Origin of the sequence: Candidatus Chryseobacterium colombiense (genome assembly GCA_029203185.1) — a bacterium.
Classification (GTDB): domain Bacteria; phylum Bacteroidota; class Bacteroidia; order Flavobacteriales; family Weeksellaceae; genus Chryseobacterium; species Chryseobacterium colombiense.
In genome coordinates this window covers 4,195,667-4,220,212 of sequence record CP119310.1, presented here as the reverse complement: position 1 = coordinate 4,220,212, position 24,546 = coordinate 4,195,667, and the positions used below count along the sequence as shown (strand labels likewise).

Below are 24,546 nucleotides of genomic sequence, written 5' to 3'. Positions count from 1 at the left end.
CCATAATAAATAGGGCATTTTTAAAAGAAAATCAATTTAAATAAATTCATGCTGTAAAATACGGGATACTTCTTTAAACTTTGTAGCCGGAAAAAGATGAGTTCCTCCTTTAATCACATAATCCGGTTTAGAGTTCTTGATAGGAAAGACAATATCTCTATCACCCAATATCTGTACAACTTTCGATGTTTCTTCAAACTTCCATTCGGAAATCTTTTCTATAGACCATTTTAAATAATAAGGATCTTTTACCCTGAAATATTGTAAAACTTTAGGGTTTTTGGGATCAAAAAATTTTCGAAATACGGAATAAGCCCTTGTTGTTTTTTCATTGAATAAACTCTCAGGTAGAATTTTAGGAATTCTTGTAATTTCTCCCGCTTTTATTAATCTTGATTTTTCTTTATCCGATCTTATACTTCCCAAAATCACCACTTTTTCAGCAGGTTTCAGCTTATTAATTTCCTGCACCATTATTCCTCCGAAAGAGTATCCTAAAAGATAAAACGGCTGCGAATCATCAACCTTTTCAGCCATCCTTTTTATATAAGCAGCAAAGCTTTCATCTTTCTCAGGAATGAGCCAGTCTATAAAGACAATTTCATGTTGTGTAGGAAACTGTATTTTTTCCAGCACTTTAAAATCGGCTCCTAATCCGCTTATTACATAAATTTTCATCCCTCTAAAATAAAAAATATGGACAACTTCTGAAAGCTGTCCATATTTAAATATTGTTAAAAAAATTATTTCTTTTTTACAGGAACTCTGTTTTCGTTATCCAGTTTCTCTGTAGAAATCTTGAATTGAATATCCATTTCATTTTTAATAAAATAATCTTTTAATGAAGACTGGTAGAATACTTTGAAATCTCTTCTGTTCAATGAGAACTTAGCAGATTCAATGATTACTGTAAACTGAGTGATATATACATTCGCAGGGAAAGAAATCGTTTTTCTAACACCTTTCAATGTAAAATCTCCGTATACTGTTGAATTGTAAGCCCCATTTGCCAATGGTAAAATTTTAGTTAAATGAAACGTTGCCGTTGGAAACTTTTTAACCTCAAAGAAATTTGTACTTTTTAAGTCGTTGGTAAGCTTAATCTGATCTTCTTCAGAAACATCTCCCGCCATTAAGCTTCTCATATCAATAACAAACTCACCATCTATCAAAACTGTTTTATCGAAATTGAATTTCCCGCTTTTTAGCTTTACAGTTCCAGAGTGTGACGTTTCCTGAGTCTTTACAACTTTATAACCCCACCATCTGATTTCGGATGAAGTCACCTTTATCACTTTATCTCCTTTCTTTTGAGCAAAAACAAATGACATGCAAACACACATCATAGCCAACAATAGTAATCTTTTCATTCTTTTTTATTTACAATTCAACAAAAATAAAAAAAAGTGTAGAACTTCTACACTTTTAACAATCTTTTTTTGTTTAAATTATTTAGCAGTCACTTTTACGGTCATGTCGATATCATCTTTCACAAAAACATCTTGCATGGTAGACTTGTAAGCAACGTCAAATTTTTGTCTGTCGAAAGAGAACTTATTAGACTCAATAGTTACTGCTCCGTTAGCAACTGCAATCTTAGCAGGGAAAGAAACAGGATTTGTTTTACCTTTTACAGTAAGGTTTCCTGTTACCAGGCTATTGTAGGTCTTATCGTTGTTTTTCTTTACAGAAGTGATTTTGAAGGTTCCTGTAGGGTATTTTTCAACTTCGAAGAAATCTCCGTTTTTCAAGTGCCCGTTAAGCTTCTGCTGATATTCCCCAGAAAGATCCGTTGAGTTGATTGAAGTCATATCCAAAACGAAAGTACCTCCTACAACCTGGTTTCCTTTTAAAACTACGTTACCAGATTTTACTTTGATCGTTCCGTCATGAGAACTAGCTTCAGATTTAGCTACTTTATATCCCCACCAATGAACATCAGATGCTACTACTTTTTTTGTCTGCCCGAAAGCTAATCCACCAGCTAAAACCGCTAATAAAAATATTTTTTTCATTGAATTAAGTTATTACTTGTTTATTTAACTGATGCAAAAATAGACAACTTACCTGATAGATTTCATTGATGTACATCAATAAAGTTAATTATTTTCATGAATCATATCATCAAAAAAAATCTCCGAATTTCTTCGGAGATTTTTTTATTCTTGATAATAAGCCGTATAGAGCGCTGCTCCGTTCAATGCCGTATTATTATTCTTTATCAGGTAAATCGGAATGCTTTTCAACATTTCTTCCATCTTATCACTGATCTTATATTTCTCATAGAAGTTTTCCTTATTAATATATGCTCTTATCGATTGAGGAATATCTCCTGCAATCAGCAGTCCTCCGGTCGCTTTAAGCTTAAGGGCAAGATTATTGGCTTCTCTCGCTAAAAATTCCAGAAAAGTATCTAATGTTATTTTACAGATAAGAACATCTTCTTCCATGGCAGCTTTAAATAGCTCCTGAACAAAATCACCTTTTGTAAGCTTCTCTCCTAACCATTCCGGTTCAGGATGTCTTTTTACATCTCTCAAAAATCTATAGATATTGAATAATCCTGTTTTTGAAAGCACATTTTCCCAACTCACAATTCCATAAATATTGTTTAAGAACTGATAGAATTCTACCTCTACGTTGGTACGCGGAGAAAACTCAGAATGTCCACCTTCAGAAGCAAAAGGTCTTAGGTATTTTCCATCAAAGAAATATCCGGCTTCACCCAGTCCGTTCCCAGGTGCTATAATCGCCACATTTCCTTTTTCCAGATGACCGCTTGTATAAATAGGATCCAGATCATTGTCTTCTAAAAGTGCCATACCATATGCAGAAGCTTCAAGGTCGTTCAGCATATCAGCTCTTTCGAACCCGAATTTTGTGATAAATTCTTGCTGATCAAAACTCCAGCCTAATCGTATAGGATGACTTTTCCCATTCATTACCGGACCCGGAATTGCAATACCTAATCGTTTTACATTTTCAAGTTGATTTTCCTGAATAAATTTTTCTAAAATCTCAGAAAAAGAAGAAAACGACTTCGTAGGATAATGAGTCTGAATTTTTATATTTAGTCCTTCATTACCGGAAACAAAATAACCTAATGTCGTCACATCTTCACTAAGGCTTGCTCCAATAATCGAAACATTGTCATTATTACCATTCTTCACTCCTGGTAAATAAAGCGGAAATTTTGGATTTAAGTTCATAATCTCAAGTTTTATCAAATATAATAATACTTTTTGTAAATTCTACAGGTAAATAAAAAACCTTTTCACAAAACTGAAAAGGTTTGGTTAATAATTGTTTATAATAAAATATTTTTACTTTCCTAATGGAATATTATAAGAGAATCCTATACCAAGGTTGCCCACATTATAGTCCTGACCAGCTAAATCTCCTTTACTTCCTGCAAATACTTTCTGATATTGTACAAAGAAATTCCAGCTTTGGTTATGGTATCCGATTTCCGGTTTGATGTAAAAACCACCGTCTGGTCTATCCACTGTAGAATTAGAAGCTACTTTGTTATCTCCAACCAGGAATCCATAACCTAAATCGGTTCCGAAGTAAAATCCTGTCTGTTTCGGATAAACTCTGATTAATGCTCCTACAGGAATTACACCTACGTCATTATTATTATATCCGTTATTGTTTTTTCCAAAATAATGAGTATATCCTGTTGCGATACCTAAACCAAATCCCGGTGTAATTAGATTCTGATAAGCAACATCCACACCAACTGCAGCAGAAACGTTATCCGCAGGAACAGCTAAACCTGCATTCGCTCCTACTTTAATCATATTATTCATTTTTGAGTCCTGCGCACTTAATACACCCGCTGTTAAAATTCCAGCAAATAAAATTGCTTGTTTAAACATTTTCATAACTCTGATTTTTAAATTTTACTATCCAAGAAGATGTAAAAATCGTGCCAAGCAAGGAAAAAACACTTCTTTTAACACTAATTAAAATCACAAAATAATGGTTTTCAATTAATTATATTTCACTAAATTTAAATGATTGTTTAATCATTTTTCATAAAAAAATCGACTTTTATAATATGTTCTTTTCCAAGGTATATCGGTCCGAAGAAAGGAGGAATCTACTCCATTACCGAAAGATTGTTCATTTCATTATGTTTTATTCAGAATGATAAATATATATTATAAAAAGATTGGAATTTTTAAAAGAAATATTAATAATTATTAATTTAACTTTTCATCATCAAATCTATCCAAAAAGCAAAATACCAATATGGCAACCTCATCGCTCACCAATAACAAACATCTTCTCTGGCGTGCAGGTTTCGGAGCAGGCATCAATCAGCTCGAAGATCTTCACAAAAAGGATATTAAAAGCTTAATTCATGATCTCTTTACAGAAGAGGCTTTTCTTTTTATCAATTATGAAACGCCTGATATTGCTGAAAGTGGCAATTACATGATGAACGATAAAGCTCCGGCTGAAAAGAAAAAGGAAATGCAACAGGTTTACCGTGAACAAAATGAAGAGTTGAACCTGAATTTTCTTGATAAAATGGTGAACAGCAAAGAGCAGATGAGAGAAAAAATGTCATTTTTCTGGCATGGCCATTTTGCTTCCAGAGTGGTTAATCCAAAATTCAACAGGCAAATTCTGAATGTGATCCGAAAAAATGCACTGGGAAACTTCAAAGATCTTTTATTTGAGGTAAGCCAGGCTCCTGCCATGCTGAACTTTTTAAATAATCAGCAAAATAAAAAGGATCATCCAAATGAAAACTTTGCGCGTGAAGTAATGGAGCTTTTCACGATGGGAAGAGGAAATTACACGGAAAAAGACATCAGAGAGGGAGCAAGAGCATTTACAGGATGGGGATTTGACAAGGAAAGCAATTTCGTGGAAAGAAAAAAACTACATGATGAGGGAACAAAAACATTTTTGGGAAAAACCGGAAACTTTACAGGAACTGATGCCCTCAATATTATCCTTGAGCAAAAAGCAACTTCAAAATTTATCACGACTAAGATTTATAAATTCTTTGTCAATGAAAATGTAGATGAAGCTATTGTCAATACACTAAGTGAAAGCTTTTACCACTCTAATTACGATATCAAGAAACTAATGACGGATATTTTTTCAAGTTCATGGTTTTATGATAAGAAAAACATCGGAAACAGAATAAAATCGCCGATTGAACTAATGGCCGGAATGATGCGGACACTTCCTATGAATATTCAAAATCCGGAAAACCTCATCGTTTATCAGAAATTACTGGGACAAATGCTTTTGTATCCACCGAATGTTGCAGGCTGGCCTAATGGAAAATCGTGGATTGACAGTTCTACCTTGATGCTAAGATTGCAGATTCCCCAGATTTGGTCGGGATTAAGACCACTCGATTATCGCCCCAAAGAAGATGATGATCTGGATATGGGATTGAAAAACAATGTAAACGCCTTAGCAAAAAGCTTTAAAAACCCAAATATCACAATTGACTGGGACCGTTTGGAAAAGATATTTAATGGTAAGAATGTTGAAGATTATTTAATTCAAAACAACCAATCATTAGATATAAATTCTGTGAAAGATTTCTCGGACAACAGTTTGAAAATGAATGTTATTAATCTAATGTCAACACCAGAATATCAGTTAATGTAAGGTAGCGGGTTGCAGATCTCGACTTAAGTTTTTCACCTGCAACCGATCATCTTTAACTTAAAAAAACTAGCTGTATGTTAATCAAAAGAAGAGAATTCCTAAAAATAAGTTCATTGGCTACTGCATCTTTATTGATGCCAAACTTCCTGAAAGCAATGACATTCGATGAAGCACTGGAACCAAGCGATAAGATATTGATCGTGCTTCAGTTCACAGGTGGAAATGACGGTCTGAATACGATCATTCCGACCCGAAACGATATTTATTTTAAACAAAGAAATACCATTGCCATTCAAAATTCATTACAATTAACCGATGAAGCCGGAATCAATCCTGCACTCTCCTATTTTAAAGAGTTGTATGACAGCGGTGAGCTTTCTGTAATGAATAATGTAGGCTATCCCAATCCCGACAAATCCCATTTTCGAAGTATGGATATTTGGCATTCAGCCAGCAGAAGTGATCAATATCTTGAAACAGGCTGGCTAGGAAGATTTCTGGATGAAGAATGCTATCGCTGCGAACATCCGACACAAGCGTTAGAAGTTGATGACATGCTAAGTTTAGCTTTAAAAGGACAAAACAATAAGGCATTTGCCTTTAAAGATCCGAAAAGGCTGTATCAGACGAGTCAGGAAAAATATTTCAAATCATTATATGACCACCATCACGACGACGAGACTGTTTCTTATTTATATCAGACATTAGGTTCAACCATCAACAATGCCGGTTATATTTTTGAAAAGAGTAAAGCTAAAAAGACAGAGCAAACCTACCCGAATTCCCAATTGGGAAAAGATTTTAAAACTGTTTCTTCATTAATAAAATCCGATATTAATACAAGAGTGTATTATTTATCGGTCGGAAGCTTTGATACCCACGTCAATCAAAATGAAAGACAGCAAAAATTATTTGCAGACATTAATGAAGCGGTAAAATCTTTTGTTGCCGACATGAAAAGTAACGGACTTTTTGATAATATTTTATTAATGACCTTCTCCGAATTTGGTCGTCGTGTAGCCCAAAATGCGAGTAACGGAACGGATCACGGAACAGCCAATCAAATGTTTTTCATCAGTGGAGGATTGAAAAAGAAAGGACTTTTGAATACTCTTCCCGATTTAACGCATTTGAATGAAGGCGATTTAATTTATTCTGAAGATTTTAGAAAAGTATATGCTACCATTCTTAAGAATTGGTTGAAAGCAGATTCTTCTAAAGTGTTGGGCTGGAAAAATGGAGTGTATGATTTTATCTGATTTTTGAAATACAATTGTGTCATTCTGACGAAGGAAGAATCTTTTGATTTATAAGATTCTTCCTTCGTCAGAATGACAATATATTCATATAAAAGCAAAAAGAGACTGTTACAAAATCAACAGTCTCTTTTCTATAATATTAAATCTAACTACTTCTAATTTTATGCAGGAAGTTTTTTAGGCTCTGCTTCCTGTGATTTTTTATCCAGTTTTTCGGAAATTTTCTTTACTATAAATTCAATTACCAAAGGTGCTACAACCGCGAGAACAGCTTTAAATATTCTTGATTTCATACTATTTATTTTTTTATGTTTTTTAAGAGATACAATTTTTAAGCCATAAATTTAAAAACACTCAATCTTCATCATCCGCAACAAAATTTTCATAGTTTTTATGAGCTGCCATAAACTTCTCCTGTAATCTCAGCCTTAGTTTTCTCGGCTTATGAACCACCAAAGATTCTCCGAACCCAAGTAAAAGTCTTTCCAATTCATAGTTAAGCTGAACACATATTTTAAAAATTATCCCTTCATTCGTCTCACTTATAATTTCCTGGCTTGCATGAAAGGGTTTTGTTTTTACGTAAGGTGCATTGGCAGCATCTACAAAAAACACAACATTTCTAGGAGCCATAGTCGGAGAAACCGTTACTCCTACAATATCTTTAAAGTATTCATCTCCATCCAGGTTTTTATCGATATACTCTATTTTTTCTTCGACCTGAATGTTTTCCATCCTATCTAATGCCAGATTATAGGCATAGTCTTTATTAAAACAAATCAGAAACCAACGGTTATTAAACTCTTTCAGCAGTTGCGGATGTACAACATAAGAATCAGATTCTCTGGCTTTAAAGCTTTTATAAGTGATATTTAAAACTTTTTTATTTAAAATAGCATCATACAGCATATCGATATGTTCCAATCCTTTTAACTGCTCATTTTTATCCAAGTGGATAATTGATTTCTGACTGGTCGAATGAATAGAGTCTTCCAGCTTCTGAATTACCCCGTTCATTTCCTTGAACATCGAGAAATCCTTGAACTGCTTTAGAATCTGCACTGCATTATTCATTGCTTTCAGATCACTTTCATTTACCGAAATGTTATGAATGCTGTATTCAGGATCGCTGTACCTGTAATATTTTCTTTCATAGACTTCAATCGGTGCTTCATACCCGAACTTTTCACTTCGCATATTCTGCAAATCCAGTTGCACGGTACGTTTGCTTACGAAAGATTCTTTTCCTTCAAATTCGAATAATGCTTCGGAACATTCGTCGATAAGATCTTCGAGTGTATATTTCCTGTATTTATTTTTCAGGCATTTATCGAGTGTTTTATACCGGATGAGCGCGTTTTTATTGGATGACATGATTCCTGTGTTTTTAAGTTTTTAATGAACAGTTAGTTGTCATTCTGACGAAGGAAGAATCCGTTTTTTATATAGAGATTCTTCCTTCGTCAGAATGACAGGGAGGCATTTTAATTTATTTTTTAATTAGAGCCTCACCTTCAAAAGCAATTCCGCCCCAGCCAAATTCAATAAAGTTTCTGATGTTCTGATGATCTGTTCCTTCAGGATTTTTCAACACATCTTCTCTGTAAAACTCTCCGAAAAGATGTAAAGTATCTTCTTTTGATAAACTATTCAGTTTTGCATAGCTGAACACTTTACACGAACCATTATTCTGGTTTTCTTCATTTACCGTATTTCCATTGGTAAATTTCGTTGGTGTAAAATGGTAATGATCATCAATATGAGCAATTACTTCTTTAAATTGAATAGTTTCCGGTGCATTTTTTAATTGTTCTGTCATGATATTTTTTTATGTATTTTCTGTATTTCAGCATCAAAGTTTTGCCAACAGTTCTGGCTCCATATTCTTACGTATTCAGAACCCGTATTCTTTACGATCTTTTCTTTATGTACATCTTCCAGATATCCAAGATTTCCGGAATATTTTTCTTTACTCATTGCTTCGACTATAATAGATTTCCCATCTTCTTTTTCAATGAGAATATCAAATTCATAGCCTCCAAAATGATGATTCTTCAGTAACTTCAAATGAGGAAGATCTTTCTCTAATCGGTTATAAATTACATCAATAAAAGCGCTGGAACCATTGTTTTTCTCGGCACGATTCGTATAGCCAAACTGATCCAGTGTATTCAGAATTTCCAGTCTTTGATTTTCATTTTTACCGCTCACCGCTTTACAATACGCCAGATACGCATACAAAACAGCTTTTCTGTTATTTGAACCTTCCTGAGCCAAAGCTTCTTTATAATTCGAGAAAATCTCTTCAGGAATCGAATTACACACGTAGATCTTTTCTTTCGCTCTTGTGATAATAACATTCAGCAATTTATACCCTTTTGTATGATTGATTGGCCCAAAGCTCTGGATAAACTTCCCTCCAGGTTTTCTTCCATAGGTTGTAGACAGGATAATAATATCTCTTTCATCACCCTGAATATTTTCAAGGTTTTTGATGAACAACCCGGCCGCCTCCAGTCCCTGGATCTTTTCTTTAAAAACCTCATTTCCGGGAAGATTGGTTTCCTGAACAATTTTTCTTTTAATATAATTTCGCTGCGAAATATTAAAGGTGGCAATTCCCACCGACGGATAATTTCCATCTTTCAAAGGCTGAATGTTCTGTAAAATTTCCAGTACTTTTTCTGCTTCTTCCTTATTTTTATGGTCATCAAAAATTCCATCCACCTGAAAGAACTCAATCGGTACACTTTCAGATTTTATAGGAAGAGGCTTCAACCGCGAATTATAAAACGCATGATTTGAAAAATCAATCAAATAAGGATGTTTTGATCGGTAATGGAAGTCCAGATGATTTTTTTCAAACTGACTTTCCGTAGCAAAATCCAATAAAGATTCAATATTTAACAAGGAATTTTTATAGGTGATCACTTCATTTTCAGATTCAATCTCGTCCTCATCTTCAATTGTTCCGTCAAAAACTTTACTGAAATAATTGGAAGGCGGCATCTGATGCTCATCTCCTGCAATAATGATATTTTTCCCTTTCAGCATGGCCGGAAGATTGTCTTCCAGTTTCAGCTGGCTGGCTTCGTCGAATACCACATGATCAAAGTAAAAGTTCTTCCCCTGAAAAAGATTGCTGCATGCATCGGGTGTGGTAAGAATAATAGGGAAAAATTTGGTAAAAAGATCGATATCCTTTTGAACAATCTGCCTCAATGTTAATCTTTTATGATTTACACTGCTCCGCTTATTATAAAGATTAGCAACTGTAATATCTTTATTCGTTTGCTCAAAGGTCTTCACTGCATTTTGCTGAGCATCATTCCAGAAATACTGAATAAAATTCTGCTGGGAAGATCTGTACTGCATTATCTGCTTTCTAATTTCTTCGTAATTCTTTTCATTAAAATTAAGTTGAGAATCAGAATATTTACTCAACAATAACGGAAAATAGGCAGCATAGAAAGAAGCTTTCCAATTACTAACGGACTGAAGTTTTTCCAACATCTTTTTCTGGAAAACATTTAAAGGCTGGTAAAAATAAAACCAGTTAAATTCTGCCAACAACGGATTTTCAGGATGATTTCTATACGTTCTGTATTGATCCAAAACAGCAATCATATACTGATCAAAGTTTTGATAGGTGTTTCCAAAGTTCAGATCTTTCACCCACTGATCATTTGAAATATTTTTTTTCAACTGCTGAATCCGCTGGGCAATTATCTCCGTTTCTTTTCCGGAAATTACAGGATCAAAAACATTCAGGAAATCAATAGTATTGAACTGTTGTTCCAGTTGGGACGAAAATTCGGACTGAAGATGTTGTATTTTCTGACGGTAATTTAGAATTTCATTTCTATTGTTCCAAAGATTGTCGGACAGTTCGATCGAAGGAAAAAATTCATTTAAACTTATCTTTTTAATTGCTGAACTTATTTCCAATAATCTTTTCTGATTACTGATCTTCTTTTTCTTTGCGGAAGAAAACAATGCGGTGAACTTATAGAAAAAACCATTTGTAATTTCCGGATGAAATTCTTCGGAATTTTGATTAAGAACAGAGGTAATCACTTCCGTTTCATTGATTAAAGATGATAATTTTTGAAAATTCTGACTAAAATCCTGTTTTTTCTTTTCTTCATACACAGGCTTAAAATTTATGATCAGTGACTGAATCTCATCCCACCTCTTTTCATAATCCCGGAAAGTATCATCTAAATTCTGCAGACTGTTATGAAAATTCTCACGAATCAGCTGTTCAGGATTAATAAATGAAGATTTTTCAAAAGGTTGATATTCCTGATACACTTCTTTTCCTTTTTCCAAGACATATTCAATTTCCTTACCCTCTTCTTCTGAAAAAGAAAACCGGATATCCTGAACATCTATATTTTCTTTCGTATTATGAAATGTTAAAAGATCACCCACAATCTCCGTCCAGTTTTTGCCGGAAATCAAATCTGAATTCAGGAGTTCATGAACCGTGTTAATGGTTGTTTTATGCTGTAAAATTTCGGTCAGCTGATCTTTCAGCGACTGAACAGAATGGGATGGCTTTTGTTTTTTGAAATCGATCGTATCAATGGTATTCCGGACAGCATCTACCACAAACTTCCTGTCGGAAACACTGTCTTTGATCATAATACAATACCTTTCCAATCCAAGTTTATGAAGTGCATTATATAAAACCTCCAATGCAGTCTGTTTTTCGCAAACAACAATTGTTTTCTGTTTATTTTCCAATGCATTGACTAAAACTGCAGTCAAAGTCTGACTTTTTCCTGTTCCCGGAGGCCCCTGAATCAGAATTTTCGTCTGGGATTTTAATGATTCTAAAATTCCCTGCTGAGAAGGATCTGTTTCTACCGAAGCTATAGATTGAAAGTCTGGTTTTATTACATTTTCAAGAGGTTTAAATTCCCTCTTCAACGACTCATAATCATTAATGATATTTTGTTTCTGAACTTCAAAAATGGAAAAAACACCGGATTTAATGATTATTGCATCTCCATTGTTCTGAAGCTGTTCTTCGTAGGAAGCTTTCGTTTTGATCAATGGAATTTCCTCATAATTATTAAGGATAAAATCTAAATTCTGCGTTATTTTAAGCTGATCTAACAGAGTTTGGCAGATCTGCGAAAGCTCAGGTTTATCTATTTTTCCGTCAGCAAGCATTTCTTCAGAAATCTGCTCTACTACAATTCCCGAATCATTTTGCAGGTGATTGATCAGAACTTCATTCACATAAATCGGGTCATCTTCGGTTCTGCTGATTTCCCATGTATTAAGCTCATTGACTGGCTTTATATTGACAGACCAGATTAGAATAGGTGAAGCAGAAATTTGTCCGTCCATATCTTTTCGGATTAGCATAGGAAAACCAAATCCCAGAGAATTGATTCCTTTTTCAGATTGTATCACTTCATTTTGAAAGATCAGATTTTCCAAACCTATGGAAAGTTTTTCCAAGACCGTTTCTCGCGTTTTATCTTTAATCTGAGCAACTTCTGTCGTCTTATTTTCGGTTCCTTCATTTTCATCATCAAACAGATAAGTACTCTCTTTTTCCTCCGTTTTAGAAATCTCATCCGTAATTTTATCGTGAATGGAGAATTTAAAATTAACGTTTTTCTGCGTTAAAAGGTTCATGATAAAATGCTCGGGAAGACTTTTATGAATTTCAGAAAGCCGTGCAAGATCAAATTTATATCTTGAATTTCCGGGAATTGCATTTAAGTGAACACCTCTTCTATTGCCTGTTTTTAGTTTGTTTTGAAATGCCTGAAATATTTCCGGATTTAAATTTTCCATCTTGTGTAAAATAATTTTGAATAAAAATATAAAATTTTTCTAATACGCAAAAACATTGCACACTTTAGTTTTTACTTTGCATCAACAAAATGAGAGAACACATGGAATTTAATGGAAATCACTTAATCGAATTAGGGTATAGACCTGCGAAATGGTTTGCGGAAGCTTTGGAATATATAAACGAAAACAAACTGGGTGAAAATCAAATCAAGGAATATTTAGAGCAATTTAAACAACCTGAACTGATTCCTCTTCATGAAACAGCAAAAGATTTCGTGATCAACATCAGAGCAGAACATGAAAGTGAAAATGATAATGTGGAAAAAGTAATCAATACGATGAACGTCCTGATGAAAACCCCGACTCTGGTTGCCGGTGCGATTATGCCGGATGCCTGTCCTACAGGTCCGGTTGGTCAGATTCCTGTTGGTGGAGTTGTTGTGGCTAAAAATGCTATTCATCCGGGATTTCATAGCGCAGATATCTGCTGTTCGGTGATGCTGACGGATTTTGGAAAAGCTGATCCTAAAGAAGTATTGGATGCCGCTCATTCAGTGACGCATTTTGGATACGGAGGAAGACCAAGAGGGGAACAAATGCCAATGTCTGATGAGCTGATGGATGCTTTCAGAGAAAATGACTTCCTGAATGATGAAAAACTGATAAGTATTGCCCGTTCTCATATGGGAACGCAGGGTGACGGAAACCATTTCTTATTTGTCGGAATCTCAAAAAATACCGGAAATACGATGCTGGTGACGCACCACGGTTCAAGAGCTCCGGGAGCCGCTTTGTATGATAAAGGAATGAAGGTGGCCAATAAATTCAGAATGGAAAATTCTCCTGAAACCTTGAGAGAAAACGCCTGGATTCCATATGATTCTGAAGAAGGAAAATCGTATTGGGAAGCGCTTCAGCTGATAAGAACATGGACAAAAGAAAACCATATTTCTATTCATGATGCGACTTTAAATAAATTAGGAATTGAGAAAGAAAACAGATATTGGAACGAACATAATTTCGTTTTCAAGGATGGAGATTTATTTTACCACGCAAAAGGAGCCACTCCACTGGATGACAAATTCATGCCGGATATTACAGGTCCAAGATTGATTCCACTAAATATGGCAGAACCTGTCTTGATTGTTCAGGGAAAAACCAATGAAAGAAATCTCGGTTTTGCACCTCACGGAGCGGGAAGAAATTTCAGCAGAAGTCAGCATAAAAAATCTTTGGCTCATAAAACGACTGAAGAAATTTTTGCAGAGGAAACAAAAGGACTGGATGTTCGTTTCTTTTCAAATGAAATTGATATTTCGGAACTTCCAACTGCTTATAAAAACGCCAAAAATGTGAGAGCACAGATTGAAGAATTCGAACTTTGTGAAGTTCTGGATGAAGTGATGCCTTACGGATGTATTATGGCGGGTGATGTTCAGAAGAATGCACCGTGGAAAAAAAAGAAAAAGTTTAGAAAAGCTTAATTATTGGTCAATCGCAAAGACGCAGAGCTTATTTCCAAAACTTAAAACTATAAAGGCACAAGGATTTTATCTTTGATAAAATTTAATGCTGAATATGTTGCTAAAATCTTTGATTTTCTTGCGCCTTAAAAAACGAAATACAGAAAAATTTTGCGCCTTTGCGTTTAATAAAAAAACTAATGTACAAACCTTGCAGACTTAAAAAACTTGTAAGGTTCATGAAAACTTTTAATAAGGTAAGAGCAGCAGCTCAGATGGTTAGAGCAACAGATTGCTTTTCGTCCTTGGCAAAAAAGGTTCCTGTACAACATCAAAGTTGTTGGTCGCAGGTTCGAGTCCTGTCTGCTCTTCAAAATAAAAATAAGGCTAAGAAAGTTCCTATATTTCCTATTTACTTTCCGCCTTTTTAAAATCTAAGGCAAAGGGAGTTCCTATAATTTGGACAACTACTCCCCGCTTTTTATAAACTATAGGTAAAAGGAGTTCCTATATTATTCACTTTAAAGAAAACTACTCCTCACTTATTTTTTAAAATTAAAAAACAATGAAAACATTACAATTATTCAATGCCGTATTAGCCAAAGAATCTGATGCAAAAGCATTTATTTCTGAGGAAGGTTTTATCATTGAACCTGGCGCAGTTTGGGCAAAAAAAGAAATTATTTCCTATTATGCCAAAGAAAAACTAAACGGAAATGATCTGAACAAAACCTTTCACAAATCGTGGCAGAAAATAAAAGAAAGCTCAGGAACAAAATTGTTACTTGAACAGATCAAACATTATATTTCGACGTATAGAAGTAACTTCCAGAATGAAATTTATATCCCGAATGAAGTATTAAATATTCCCGATTTAAAGTTGAGTTTTAAAGTCATTAAAGCGTATACAGTAGAAGAAATGAAGGAAAAATGTCTTTCTATTCTGAGATCGGGTATTGCCTTGAAAGAAGAAACGATCGATGATGCATTGAATATTTTACATAATGATCTGGATTATGATTTTACCGGAAAGGAAAATATCAGAAACAAGGAAGCTGTCATTAAAATTGCAGACAAATATGATATTTACCCTGAAAATTCAATTGAATTTTTCCGATATGTCATTTACAAAACAACCCAGACGACACTTTTAATTAAAAATGATGAATTGATCAATCTTATCAAGCAAAGCACATTCAATCCTACGTATTTATTTGAAAGTTTCGGACTGGAAAAACTGGCAGAAATTTTCAACCGTTTCAAACCTTTATTTTTAGCATATAAAAACAGAGCGCAAAAAATGATTAATAAAATTTCGAAGCTTTCAAAAACTTACCATAAGCCATTAATTACCAATCCGTTGAATGATGCTACGAATACATTACTGGAAGTCGGTGATTTTCACTGGCTGGAAAATGCCACTCCATTTGCTTTGTTTAAGGCGTTGTCAGCTTGTTATTCAAGAATATATGGTCAGGATACTTTTGTATACAGAATCCGAAACGGAAAATCGTGGGCGAAAAAAGGTCAGGATACATTTGTGAATATGTCAAACTACGAGTTCATTTTAGATTATTTAAAATTAAAATATGATCTGTCAGGAAAGAAATTCTATTTCCCTGAAAATGTAGAATTTGCTTTGCCAACTTCAGAAAAAATGTTTGTAGGAAATATTCCTACCGGAACAAGATTTTACGCTGAACAAATGGCGGTCGGAATTTACTGGGAAGATGCGTGGGGAGGTTTTGACCTTGACCTTTCGGGATTAAATATTGCCGGGAAAATAGGCTGGAATTCAGTTTACAATCAAGACAATGGTCAATTGATGTATTCCGGAGATATGACTTCTGCCCCACAAGGCGCCGTAGAATATTTATATGCCGACAAAGGCTTGGTGACACCAACTTTGGTATTAAACAATGTGTACTACGGTGATGCCAACTGCGGTTATAAAATTGTAATTGGAAAAGGAGATCAGATTTCCTATGATTATATGATGGCTCCTAACAAAGTCTTTGCTGAAGCTAAATGTAGCTCGGTTCAGAAACAAACAATTTTGGGAATGTTATTGCCAAAAGACGGAAAACAATGTTTTGTACTGTTAAACTTCGGAGCAGGCCATTCTCATGTTTCCGGAAATAGCGATGTCTCCGTAATGGCAACCCGTGCTTTGTATCAGCAATGGAATGAAGCATTTTCTTTCAATCAGCTGGTTGAAGAATTGGGCGCAACGATTACTTCTGATAAAGATGAAGCAGATTTCGATTTTTCTTTGGAAAACCTGGAAAAAGACAGCTTCATCAAAATTTTCAAATAACTTTTACTGTCATTTTAAGTGAATTCTTGAAATGGCAGTTTTGTTTAAAATCATTATTTTTTTTGTCTTAAAACAAAAGAAACAAAAATTCAAGACTTGGAAACTTTCCGCTAAAAATTAACGATTACCCTTACAAAATCTGCCTAATTAGCTAAATCTGCGATAGCTTTATAAATTAATATTTTTAATAGAAAGCAATCTATTTTTTACTTCAATCACAACTTTTTTCCCATAATCAATCTGAATACTGAACATATTTTCTAAAGGAAATTGAAGGATAGAATGGAGAATCAGCCGAATAACTCCGGCGTGGGCGATAATTAAGACTTTATTGATGCCTTCTTTTAAAATCAGTTCATTCCAAAACTCAGAAACCCGGCTTTTCATTTCTAATAGATTCTCCCCGTTTTTGGCTTTTATAGTAATGAAATCTTCATACCACGGATTGATTTCCACTTCCGGAATTTCCGACCATTTTTTCAGTTCCCAATCGCCGAAATTCATTTCCCGGATTCTTCCATCAGTTTCATAATGCAGCAGAAAATATTTTGCCAATAACTGACATCGTTGAGACGGACTTGAAATTATCAAATCAAAATCTTTATCAATTTGAATATCCTTTACATCTTCTTCAAAGTCTTTTCTCAAAGGCATTTCTGCAAATCCGTAACACAAATGATCCGGATTTTCTACTGCGGTATGACGAATTAAATGAATTTCCATACGATAATGGTTCCTAAATAGAATATAACCTCACAAACCTGCTGAACCGTCCCCAAGCAATCTCCGGTATAACCGCCGATATGTTTTTTAAAATACCAACCCAAGTAGATTTTCCCGATATAAGCTAATACAAAAGCTGGAATTAGCCTCCAATCCGGAAGCAATGAAAAAGCAATAAGAACAGCCAGAAAACTTATCAATAAAGACTTTCCATCCAACGGTTTATTCGCCAATGGTTTTGATTTACTCACGTCAATATCTGTGACGTATTGATGGGTATAAATCATTGTTCCCGAAATAAACCGGCTTGAAGTATGGGCAAAAATAATGATAGCTAAAGTTTTCATGATATCAATACTTCCCAATTCTTTAATGCTGAAAAACTTTAAGGCAAATAATAAAATAATTCCAATCGCTCCGTAAGCTCCTACACGGCTGTCTTTCATAATGGTCATGATTTTCTCTTTTCCGTAACCGCCTCCGAAACTGTCACATACATCGGTAAAACCATCCTCGTGAAAAGCTCCGGTCAGCAAAACACTGGAAACCATCATTAAAACAATAGCAATTTCAAGATTAAAAAGCTGAAAAGAAAGGTAGAAAACAACAGCATTAATGGCTCCAACCAATAATCCCACCCAGGAAAAGTATTTCTGGGATCTGTTCATAATTTCACTTGAATACGGAACTTTGAACGGAACAGGAATTCGGGTGAAGAACATCACCGCTGTTGCGAAATAAATCAGTTCATTCTTGACGACTTTCATTTAATCTTTATTTGAAACATTCGCATCCTCAAAACTCGACATTTCGTTCAGGAAATTGACCGCACTTTGAATCAGTGGGTAGGCCAATGCACAACCTGTTCCCTCTCCTACTCGCAGATTAAGATTCAGCAAAGCTTTTTGTCCTAATAATTCTAACAATTTGATGTGTGCATACTCATCACTGACATGGCAGAAAATACAGTTCTTTATAATTTCAGGATTCTTTTTAAATAAAACGGAAATAGCAACCGTAGCGATAAATCCGTCAACAAGAATCAGCATATTCTGTCGGTATGCTTCTTCCATTGCTCCCATCATCTGCACAATTTCCAGCCCGCCAAAAGTCTGGGCAATTTCGTCTATCGTTTTAAGATCCGGATACTTTTCTACAGATGTTGAAAGAAGATCAATTTTATTCTGTAACTGAGCATCATTTAAACCGGTTCCTCTTCCCACGCAATCTGCAATCGGAATATTGAATAGCTTACTCATCATTAACGAGGAAGCCGAAGTATTACCAATTCCCATTTCTCCAAAACCAATGATATTACAGCCAGTTTTAGCAATTTCTTCAACAACAGATTTACCGTTTTCTACTGCCCGCTGATATTCTTCAGCAGTCATTGCCGGTTCTTCCATCATATTTCTACTGGATTTTCGAACTTTTTTATCGATCAAATCCAAACCTTCCGGAAAATCAAAATTAACACCTGCATCCACAATTTTTATGTTAATCCCATTCTGTCTGCAGAAAACATTGATCGCCGCTCCTCCGCCTAAAAAATTCATCACCATTTGATACGTAACTTCCTGTGGATAAGCGCTGACTCCGGCTGCTGCAATTCCGTGATCGGCCGCAAAAACAACCATGTGAGGTTTGATTAATCTTGGAGATGTTGTCTGCTGAACCATTCCGATTTTATAGGCCAATTGCTCTAAAAATCCTAATGCTCCTAATGGTTTTGTCTTGAAATCGATTTTGTGTTGTAGTTCGTATGCTAACATTGATGTAATGGAAGTTTTTTCTTTTTTATTAGATTAAATGATGGGATGCAAATTACTAAATTCTGAGTATTAAACGGATATTTAATTTTTCATTTATTTTCTTTTGTCTTAACAAAAAATCCTTACTGGAAAGGAAGCCAATCAGCTATCTGTTTCATCGGTTCCGAAAGGTGAAAAGGTGTTGGCTTATCTGTTCTGTAATCTTGAAGCCTACTCGACTTACTGCAAAGATTATCGTGAATACTGGAAATGGGTTTCGGAGCGAAATGAAGACCGCTATAAAGTGAATCAACATCACGGACAGAATTATGACAGTAAGAACATGATGCACACCATTCGTTTATTACAGTCATGTGAACAGATTTTTAAAACAAATTCTTTAAATATTCGCGTAGAAAACCGGGATGAGCTATTGGATATTAAGGCCGGAAACTGGTCGTATGAAGCGGTAATGAAAAAAGCAGAAGATCTTATCCGGTCAATTGAACATTATCATTCTATTTCTGCTCTTCCCGATTATCCGGATCTGGAGAAAACGACAAAACTTTTAATTGAAATCAGAGAAAATCTTTATCAGTAATTAAGTTTATTACATAAAAAATCCCTCATTTTTGAGGGATTTTACTATATCTGAGAAATTAATCTTAAACAGAATTAATTATTTTACCAGTCTGATCTCCGTTGCAGAAAATCCTTTTGGAGATTTTTCTTTTTCGAAAGATACCTTGTTTCCTTTTTTAATCTGATCGATGCAGTTATTATTGTGGAAGAAGATATTTTCTTTTGTTTTATCTTCAGTAATGAAGCCGTATCCTTTTTCACTTAAAAAAGTTACAATTCCTGTTTTTAAAACTTCTTCAGCTTCGATTGGAGCTGCTCCCAACTGAATGTTATCAAGATCAATTTCCTGTCTTGCATCCTGATCCGGAGGTGTAGACGTCAGTTGTCCGTTTGCATCTACATACATAAACATTTCATCAAGGCTTTTACCTTTATCATTGTTTTCCTTACGCTCTTCACGACGTAGAGCCTTTTCTTTTAGTTTTTGCTGTTTCTTTTTGAAATTTTCTTTTTTAGAGAAAGAATCCGCCATATATCTTTTTAAATTTAATTGTTACTGAGTACTGTTTTAAGTTTAAACATCGTATAATATTCAAACTATACAATATTAATACCTCTTTCTAAAAGAGATGTAATATGTTTTCCGGTTGTCTTTATTTGAACAGATTGTTCTGAGAACAATTTAAAAAGATGAAAAAAGAAAAATGATATTCCAAATAATCACAACACTTGAAAGCAGAGAACCTGTCTTTAAGATAATATACAAATATACGAAAAATAACAACACAAAACAAGTCGGGGTCGATTTAAATAATTGAGTTTCAATCTACTTTCATCTCCGTCTTTCTTTGTTCATTAAAATCAAGTATATAGAAATAAAAAACCACCGAAAAATTTCGATGGTTTCTATTTTTATTAAGCCTGATCAGCAGGTTTTTCACCTTCCGGTCTAGCTTGATTTTGTCCTTCCGGTCTATTGGGTCTTTCAGGTCTTCCTTGCCCCTCTGGTCTCCCCTGTCCTTCTGGTCTTGGTTTTCCTTCAGGTTTTGGAGGTCTTGGCAAAAGAACTTTTCTTGAAAGTTTCATTTTCTTACGATCGTCGTACCCCATGAATTTTACTTCAACTTCATCACCTTCTGCATAAGGAACTTTATCTAGACGAGCCCATTCAATTTCAGAAATATGAAGAAGACCTTCAGTTCCTTTAGCAATCGCTACGAAAGCACCAAAATCCATTACTTTTACTACTTTACCTTTGTAAACCTCGCCTACAACCGGTACAAAAGTAATTTCGTTGATCTTCGCAACAGCTGCATTGATTTTCTCTCTGTCTGTTCCTGCAATCTCGATACGTCCGATTTCGCCAACTTCTTCAATGGCGATAACTGTGTCAGTATCTTTCTGCATTTGCTGAATGATTTTTCCACCAGGTCCGATTACAGCTCCAATGAAATCTTTAGGAATTTCCATTACTACCATTTTCGGAGCGTGAGGTTTCACGTCAGGTCTTGGTGTAGCAATTGTTTCAGTGATTTTGTTAAGGATATGTAATCTTCCGTCTCTTGCCTGCATTAAAGCTTTTTCCATGATATCCATAGAAAGTCCCTGGATTTTGATATCCATCTGACAAGCCGTGATACCATCTGCAGTTCCTGTCACTTTAAAGTCCATATCTCCAAGGTGATCTTCATCTCCTAAGATATCAGAAAGTACAGTGAATTTACCTGATTTTGTATCTGTAATCAATCCCATTGCAATTCCGGAAACAGGTTTTGTAATCTGCACTCCTGCATCCATTAGAGCTAATGTTCCTGCACAAACTGTTGCCATTGAAGACGAACCGTTTGATTCTAAAATATCAGAAACAATTCTGATTGTATATGGATTTTCTTCAGGAATTACTGCCTGTAAGGCTCTTTGAGCCAGGTTTCCGTGTCCCACTTCTCTTCTTGAAGTCCCTCTTAAAGGTCTTGCTTCACCTGTTGAGAACGGAGGGAAATTGTAATGTAAGAAGAATTTCTCATCGTGTTGTGTAATTACACTGTCCACCATGTTTGCATCTTTCACAGAACCTAACGTTACAGCCGTTAAAGACTGAGTTTCTCCTCTTGTAAAGATCGCAGATCCGTGAGCTCCCGGAAGATAATCAATTTCTGACCATATCGGACGGATCGTCTGAGGATCACGACCATCCAGACGGATATTGTCTTCAAGGATCATCTGACGCATTGCTTCTTTCTCTACATCATGATAATATACTTTTACGAAAGGCGTTACTCTTTCTAATTCTTCTGCGTTATCTGCATATTGAGCAAGGAATTCTTCACGTACCGCTTTAAATTTTTCTCCTCTTTCTTCTTTGCTTGAAGGAGTTTTTGCTACTTCATATACTTTATCGTAAGTTTCTTTCCAAACTTTTTCACGGATTTCTTCATCGTGATTTTCGTGAGAATATTCTCTCTTAGGGAAAGCTTTTCCTACTTTTTCTGCCAGTCTTTCCTGAGCTTCAATCTGTTTTTTAATTTCAACATGAGCGAAATTAATAGCTTCCAACATTTCCTGCTCAGAAATTTCCTTCATCTCTCCTTCCACCATTACGATTGAATCTTTAGTAGCTCCAACCATAATATCCAACTCAGCATCTTTTAATGATTCATAACTTGGGTTAATCGACAACTCTCCGTTGAATCTTACCACTCTTACTTCAGACATTGGTCCGTCGAAAGGAATATCGGTAATAGCAATGGCTGCAGAAGCTGCTAAACCTGCTAAATCATCAGGAATTGTTTGCCCGTCATAAGAAATTAATGAAATCATCACCTGAACTTCCGCATGGAAATCTTCAGGGAAAAGCGGACGCAGAACTCTGTCTACTAAACGCATTGTTAAAATTTCCTGATCAGAAGGTCTTGCTTCTCTACGGAAAAAGTTTCCTGGAATTCTACCCCCTGCATAGAATTTTTCTCTGTAATCTACCGTTAATGGTAAAAAATCCACTCCTGGATTTGCTTCTTTGTTGGCTACAACTGTTGCTAAAAGCATCGTTCCACCTAATTTTACTACCACAGATCCATCAGCCTGTTTCGCCAACTTCCCTGTTTCTAATGTGATTTCCCTGCCGTCTGCAAGAGTAATCGTTTCTGTAAACGCTTGAGGTATACTCATAAATTTTCGTCTCTTGTACTCCGTATTGAGTACGATTATTATTTAAACTTTTTAAATTTTCGTTTGCAAATTTAATGTATTATTTGGATAAAACCTGTTTTTAATTGAAATTGCTTTCCCTTTAAACTACTTAAATTACTAAAAAAAAGCTTTATTACTCCTCATTTAATACCCTAAATTCTATTTCCTGACTTTTTTTGAAAAAGTATATCCTAATTTCCATTCAAGATAATTGGCTACATGAAAATCATAAGCATTAATTCCGAAAGAGGCAAACAGACGGTCTGTAACCTGATATTGCAGACCTATTCTTTGAAAGAAAGCTGTTTTATCATATTTCCATGTTTTCTTGAAAAGATAATATCCGGCTCCGATATTCACATATAATTTTCCCATAATTAAACGATAACTGGGAATAACACTTGCCAGAACCTGATTTTTAGAAAATCGTTTTTTATCATATACAAAACCGTTTTCAAGGTACATCGTATGGTTATATTCATCATCCTGAGTAATGCCCACTCCGATTCCATATGCCGATTTTTCAGAATACTGACGGAAATAAAAAGCTTCCGCCCCGTAAATATTGTAAATATATCCCTGATAATAATTACCCGGATCACGATCTGTTCCTTTATAAAAAGCACTTTTTCGAGCTGCAAATACAGAAAATTCCACCGTATTATATTTATCATGAACGATTCTAACGGTATCTGATTTTTGAGGAGTTACGCGTTCAGGATAATAAACTAAACTTAACTGAGGAGCAACACTGTTCAATCCTCTATTGGGTGTTTTTAAAGAACCGTTGGAAAGATGATTAAATTTAAGACTCAGTCCTAAGTCAAAATGTTTCCCTATTTCATAATACAATCCTGTTCCCAGACTAATGAACATATTTGTTTTTGAACCTATGGAACTGTTAAGGTATCCGAGATCAGAATTATAGGGAGTCGAATTGAAAGAGATTCCAAAATTAATACTGTGATACCATTTAAGCTTATCCCACTGTTTTATTTTTGCATTATAAATTCCATAAATAGCGTAGGGACTTCCCAATTGTTTATTGGTTAGGTAGTCGACGGCAATAACACCCACTCCGACTTGTGGATAACTATATAAGGACTCCCAATCTCTATTCCCGTTAGTTTGCTTTAAAAATTCGAAAGAATAAGCTGCAAAAGCTTTATGGGGATAACTTTTTAAATGAATATTAGTCGGTAAAACCATTCCATATTCCGCATTAGCACTGGCCGTCCAAAGTTTTGGTTTTAAAGAGTCCGCTTCTTGAGCTTTATAGAAAACAGATAATAAAATCAAAAAATAAATATAAAAATTCCTCAAAATCAATCTTTAATTAAAAAGGAAACAAATTTAAATATTCATTTAATAAAACCCAGAAAAAATATTTAAAATTCGTTCATTTGTTACATATTTGACACAAATCCACAAAAAAAGCAACCTCTTTCGAAGTTGCTTTTATTTGAAAATCTTTACAGATTATTTTCTTAAACCTAGTTCAGCGATAATAGCTCTGTATCTTGTAATATCTTTTTTCTTAAGATAGTCCAATAAACTTTTTCTTTTACCTACTAATTTCACCAAAGATCTTTCAGTATTGAAATCGTGACGATTAGCCTTCAAATGCTGAGATAAGTGGTTAATTCTGAAAGTAAAAAGAGCTACTTGTCCTTCAGCGCTCCCTGTGTCTTGTGCAGATTTTCCATGTTTTGCGAAAATTTCTGCTTTTTTTTCTGTTGTTAAGTACATTCCAATATTGTTTAATGATTATTATGTAACGGCTGCAAAATTACGACTTTATTTTG

The 24,546-nt window shown here is 34.8% G+C and carries 21 protein-coding genes and 1 tRNA gene; 6 read left to right on the top strand and 16 right to left on the bottom strand.

Annotated features, from left to right (window positions below):
• Positions 1-36: 36 nt before the first annotated feature.
• The 5 genes from P0Y62_19285 to P0Y62_19265 all read right to left on the bottom strand — a co-directional run bounded on the left by P0Y62_19285 (position 37) and on the right by P0Y62_19265 (position 3,887).
• Positions 37-678: an alpha/beta hydrolase gene (locus P0Y62_19285; protein WEK69933.1), complete on the bottom strand. Its 642-nt coding sequence runs from the start codon at positions 676-678 to the stop codon at positions 37-39.
• Positions 679-743: 65 nt separating this feature from the next.
• Positions 744-1,370, bottom strand: coding sequence for a YceI family protein (locus P0Y62_19280; protein WEK69932.1), 627 nt, complete (start codon positions 1,368-1,370; stop codon positions 744-746).
• Between the two features lie 78 nt (positions 1,371-1,448).
• On the bottom strand, positions 1,449-2,015 hold the full coding sequence (locus tag P0Y62_19275; GenBank protein ID WEK69931.1) for a YceI family protein: 567 nt from the start codon (positions 2,013-2,015) through the stop codon (positions 1,449-1,451).
• A 144-nt stretch (positions 2,016-2,159) separates the two neighbouring features.
• Complete coding sequence (locus P0Y62_19270; protein ID WEK69930.1) at positions 2,160-3,209, bottom strand: glucokinase; 1,050 nt, start codon at positions 3,207-3,209, stop codon at positions 2,160-2,162.
• Positions 3,210-3,323: 114 nt separating this feature from the next.
• Complete coding sequence (locus P0Y62_19265) at positions 3,324-3,887, bottom strand: hypothetical protein (GenBank protein ID WEK69929.1); 564 nt, start codon at positions 3,885-3,887, stop codon at positions 3,324-3,326.
• A 370-nt stretch (positions 3,888-4,257) separates the two neighbouring features.
• Here P0Y62_19265 and P0Y62_19260 point away from each other — a divergent pair, with 370 nt between their 5' ends.
• The gene (locus P0Y62_19260; protein WEK69928.1) at positions 4,258-5,643 is read left to right on the top strand and encodes a DUF1800 domain-containing protein; all 1,386 of its coding nucleotides are present in this window, start codon (positions 4,258-4,260) and stop codon (positions 5,641-5,643) included.
• 74 nt (positions 5,644-5,717) lie between these two features.
• Positions 5,718-6,902: a DUF1501 domain-containing protein gene (locus tag P0Y62_19255; GenBank protein WEK69927.1), complete on the top strand. Its 1,185-nt coding sequence runs from the start codon at positions 5,718-5,720 to the stop codon at positions 6,900-6,902.
• A gap of 161 nt (positions 6,903-7,063) precedes the next feature.
• Here P0Y62_19255 and P0Y62_19250 read toward each other — a convergent pair whose 3' ends face one another.
• The 4 genes from P0Y62_19250 to P0Y62_19235 all read right to left on the bottom strand — a co-directional run bounded on the left by P0Y62_19250 (position 7,064) and on the right by P0Y62_19235 (position 12,719).
• Entirely contained in the window at positions 7,064-7,195 is a 132-nt protein-coding gene (locus P0Y62_19250; GenBank protein ID WEK69926.1) for a hypothetical protein, read from the bottom strand.
• Between the two features lie 61 nt (positions 7,196-7,256).
• The gene (locus tag P0Y62_19245) at positions 7,257-8,276 is read right to left on the bottom strand and encodes a WYL domain-containing protein (GenBank protein ID WEK69925.1); all 1,020 of its coding nucleotides are present in this window, start codon (positions 8,274-8,276) and stop codon (positions 7,257-7,259) included.
• Positions 8,277-8,391: 115 nt separating this feature from the next.
• Positions 8,392-8,724, bottom strand: coding sequence for a HopJ type III effector protein (locus P0Y62_19240; protein ID WEK71831.1), 333 nt, complete (start codon positions 8,722-8,724; stop codon positions 8,392-8,394).
• A complete protein-coding gene (locus P0Y62_19235) occupies positions 8,718-12,719 on the bottom strand; it encodes an AAA domain-containing protein (GenBank protein WEK69924.1) in 4,002 nt (1,333 codons plus the stop codon). The genes P0Y62_19240 and P0Y62_19235 overlap by 7 nt, the downstream gene beginning before the upstream one ends.
• 101 nt (positions 12,720-12,820) lie before the next feature.
• Here P0Y62_19235 and P0Y62_19230 point away from each other — a divergent pair, with 101 nt between their 5' ends.
• From P0Y62_19230 to P0Y62_19220, 3 genes are all read left to right on the top strand, one after another.
• Positions 12,821-14,203 carry an RtcB family protein gene (locus tag P0Y62_19230; protein WEK71830.1) on the top strand — a complete coding sequence of 461 codons (1,383 nt, stop codon included), beginning with the start codon at positions 12,821-12,823 and terminating at the stop codon, positions 14,201-14,203.
• 239 nt (positions 14,204-14,442) lie between these two features.
• A tRNA-OTHER gene (locus tag P0Y62_19225) sits at positions 14,443-14,553 on the top strand.
• A 194-nt stretch (positions 14,554-14,747) separates the two neighbouring features.
• Complete coding sequence (locus P0Y62_19220) at positions 14,748-16,499, top strand: hypothetical protein (GenBank protein ID WEK69923.1); 1,752 nt, start codon at positions 14,748-14,750, stop codon at positions 16,497-16,499.
• Between the two features lie 168 nt (positions 16,500-16,667).
• Here the strand turns inward: P0Y62_19220 and P0Y62_19215 are convergent, their stop codons facing one another.
• The 3 genes from P0Y62_19215 to cobT are packed head-to-tail and all read right to left on the bottom strand — an operon-like array spanning position 16,668 to position 18,994.
• Positions 16,668-17,222 (bottom strand): histidine phosphatase family protein, encoded by a 555-nt coding sequence (locus tag P0Y62_19215; GenBank protein WEK69922.1) that lies wholly within the window; start codon positions 17,220-17,222, stop codon positions 16,668-16,670.
• Complete coding sequence (locus P0Y62_19210) at positions 17,207-17,989, bottom strand: adenosylcobinamide-GDP ribazoletransferase (protein ID WEK69921.1); 783 nt, start codon at positions 17,987-17,989, stop codon at positions 17,207-17,209. The genes P0Y62_19215 and P0Y62_19210 overlap by 16 nt, the downstream gene beginning before the upstream one ends.
• A complete protein-coding gene (gene cobT, locus P0Y62_19205; protein ID WEK69920.1) occupies positions 17,990-18,994 on the bottom strand; it encodes a nicotinate-nucleotide--dimethylbenzimidazole phosphoribosyltransferase in 1,005 nt (334 codons plus the stop codon).
• A gap of 181 nt (positions 18,995-19,175) precedes the next feature.
• Here cobT and P0Y62_19200 point away from each other — a divergent pair, with 181 nt between their 5' ends.
• Positions 19,176-19,574, top strand: coding sequence for a hypothetical protein (locus P0Y62_19200; protein WEK69919.1), 399 nt, complete (start codon positions 19,176-19,178; stop codon positions 19,572-19,574).
• A 78-nt stretch (positions 19,575-19,652) separates the two neighbouring features.
• Here P0Y62_19200 and P0Y62_19195 read toward each other — a convergent pair whose 3' ends face one another.
• The 4 genes from P0Y62_19195 to rpsO form a co-directional block, all read right to left on the bottom strand.
• Positions 19,653-20,087: a cold shock domain-containing protein gene (locus P0Y62_19195; protein WEK69918.1), complete on the bottom strand. Its 435-nt coding sequence runs from the start codon at positions 20,085-20,087 to the stop codon at positions 19,653-19,655.
• Between the two features lie 383 nt (positions 20,088-20,470).
• Complete coding sequence (locus P0Y62_19190; protein WEK69917.1) at positions 20,471-22,720, bottom strand: polyribonucleotide nucleotidyltransferase; 2,250 nt, start codon at positions 22,718-22,720, stop codon at positions 20,471-20,473.
• 180 nt (positions 22,721-22,900) lie between these two features.
• Entirely contained in the window at positions 22,901-24,040 is a 1,140-nt protein-coding gene (locus P0Y62_19185) for an acyloxyacyl hydrolase (GenBank protein WEK69916.1), read from the bottom strand.
• A 180-nt stretch (positions 24,041-24,220) separates the two neighbouring features.
• A complete protein-coding gene (rpsO, locus tag P0Y62_19180) occupies positions 24,221-24,490 on the bottom strand; it encodes a 30S ribosomal protein S15 (GenBank protein ID WEK69915.1) in 270 nt (89 codons plus the stop codon).
• Positions 24,491-24,546 lie beyond the last annotated feature (56 nt).

Excerpts from the sequence above, each read along its gene's own strand:
- P0Y62_19285 (WEK69933.1), bottom strand. The coding sequence starts at position 678 with ATGAAAATTTATGTAATAAGCGGATTAGGAGCCGATTTTAAAGTGCTG.
- P0Y62_19280 (WEK69932.1), bottom strand. The coding sequence starts at position 1,370 with ATGAAAAGATTACTATTGTTGGCTATGATGTGTGTTTGCATGTCATTT.
- P0Y62_19275 (WEK69931.1), bottom strand. The coding sequence starts at position 2,015 with ATGAAAAAAATATTTTTATTAGCGGTTTTAGCTGGTGGATTAGCTTTC.
- P0Y62_19270 (WEK69930.1), bottom strand. The coding sequence starts at position 3,209 with ATGAACTTAAATCCAAAATTTCCGCTTTATTTACCAGGAGTGAAGAAT.
- P0Y62_19265 (WEK69929.1), bottom strand. The coding sequence starts at position 3,887 with ATGAAAATGTTTAAACAAGCAATTTTATTTGCTGGAATTTTAACAGCG.
- P0Y62_19260 (WEK69928.1), top strand. The coding sequence starts at position 4,258 with ATGGCAACCTCATCGCTCACCAATAACAAACATCTTCTCTGGCGTGCA.
- P0Y62_19255 (WEK69927.1), top strand. The coding sequence starts at position 5,718 with ATGTTAATCAAAAGAAGAGAATTCCTAAAAATAAGTTCATTGGCTACT.
- P0Y62_19250 (WEK69926.1), bottom strand. The coding sequence starts at position 7,195 with ATGAAATCAAGAATATTTAAAGCTGTTCTCGCGGTTGTAGCACCTTTG.
- P0Y62_19245 (WEK69925.1), bottom strand. The coding sequence starts at position 8,276 with ATGTCATCCAATAAAAACGCGCTCATCCGGTATAAAACACTCGATAAA.
- P0Y62_19235 (WEK69924.1), bottom strand. The coding sequence starts at position 12,719 with ATGGAAAATTTAAATCCGGAAATATTTCAGGCATTTCAAAACAAACTA.
- P0Y62_19230 (WEK71830.1), top strand. The coding sequence starts at position 12,821 with ATGGAATTTAATGGAAATCACTTAATCGAATTAGGGTATAGACCTGCG.
- P0Y62_19220 (WEK69923.1), top strand. The coding sequence starts at position 14,748 with ATGAAAACATTACAATTATTCAATGCCGTATTAGCCAAAGAATCTGAT.
- P0Y62_19215 (WEK69922.1), bottom strand. The coding sequence starts at position 17,222 with ATGGAAATTCATTTAATTCGTCATACCGCAGTAGAAAATCCGGATCAT.
- P0Y62_19210 (WEK69921.1), bottom strand. The coding sequence starts at position 17,989 with ATGAAAGTCGTCAAGAATGAACTGATTTATTTCGCAACAGCGGTGATG.
- cobT (WEK69920.1), bottom strand. The coding sequence starts at position 18,994 with ATGTTAGCATACGAACTACAACACAAAATCGATTTCAAGACAAAACCA.
- P0Y62_19195 (WEK69918.1), bottom strand. The coding sequence starts at position 20,087 with ATGGCGGATTCTTTCTCTAAAAAAGAAAATTTCAAAAAGAAACAGCAA.
- P0Y62_19190 (WEK69917.1), bottom strand. The coding sequence starts at position 22,720 with ATGAGTATACCTCAAGCGTTTACAGAAACGATTACTCTTGCAGACGGC.
- rpsO (WEK69915.1), bottom strand. The coding sequence starts at position 24,490 with ATGTACTTAACAACAGAAAAAAAAGCAGAAATTTTCGCAAAACATGGA.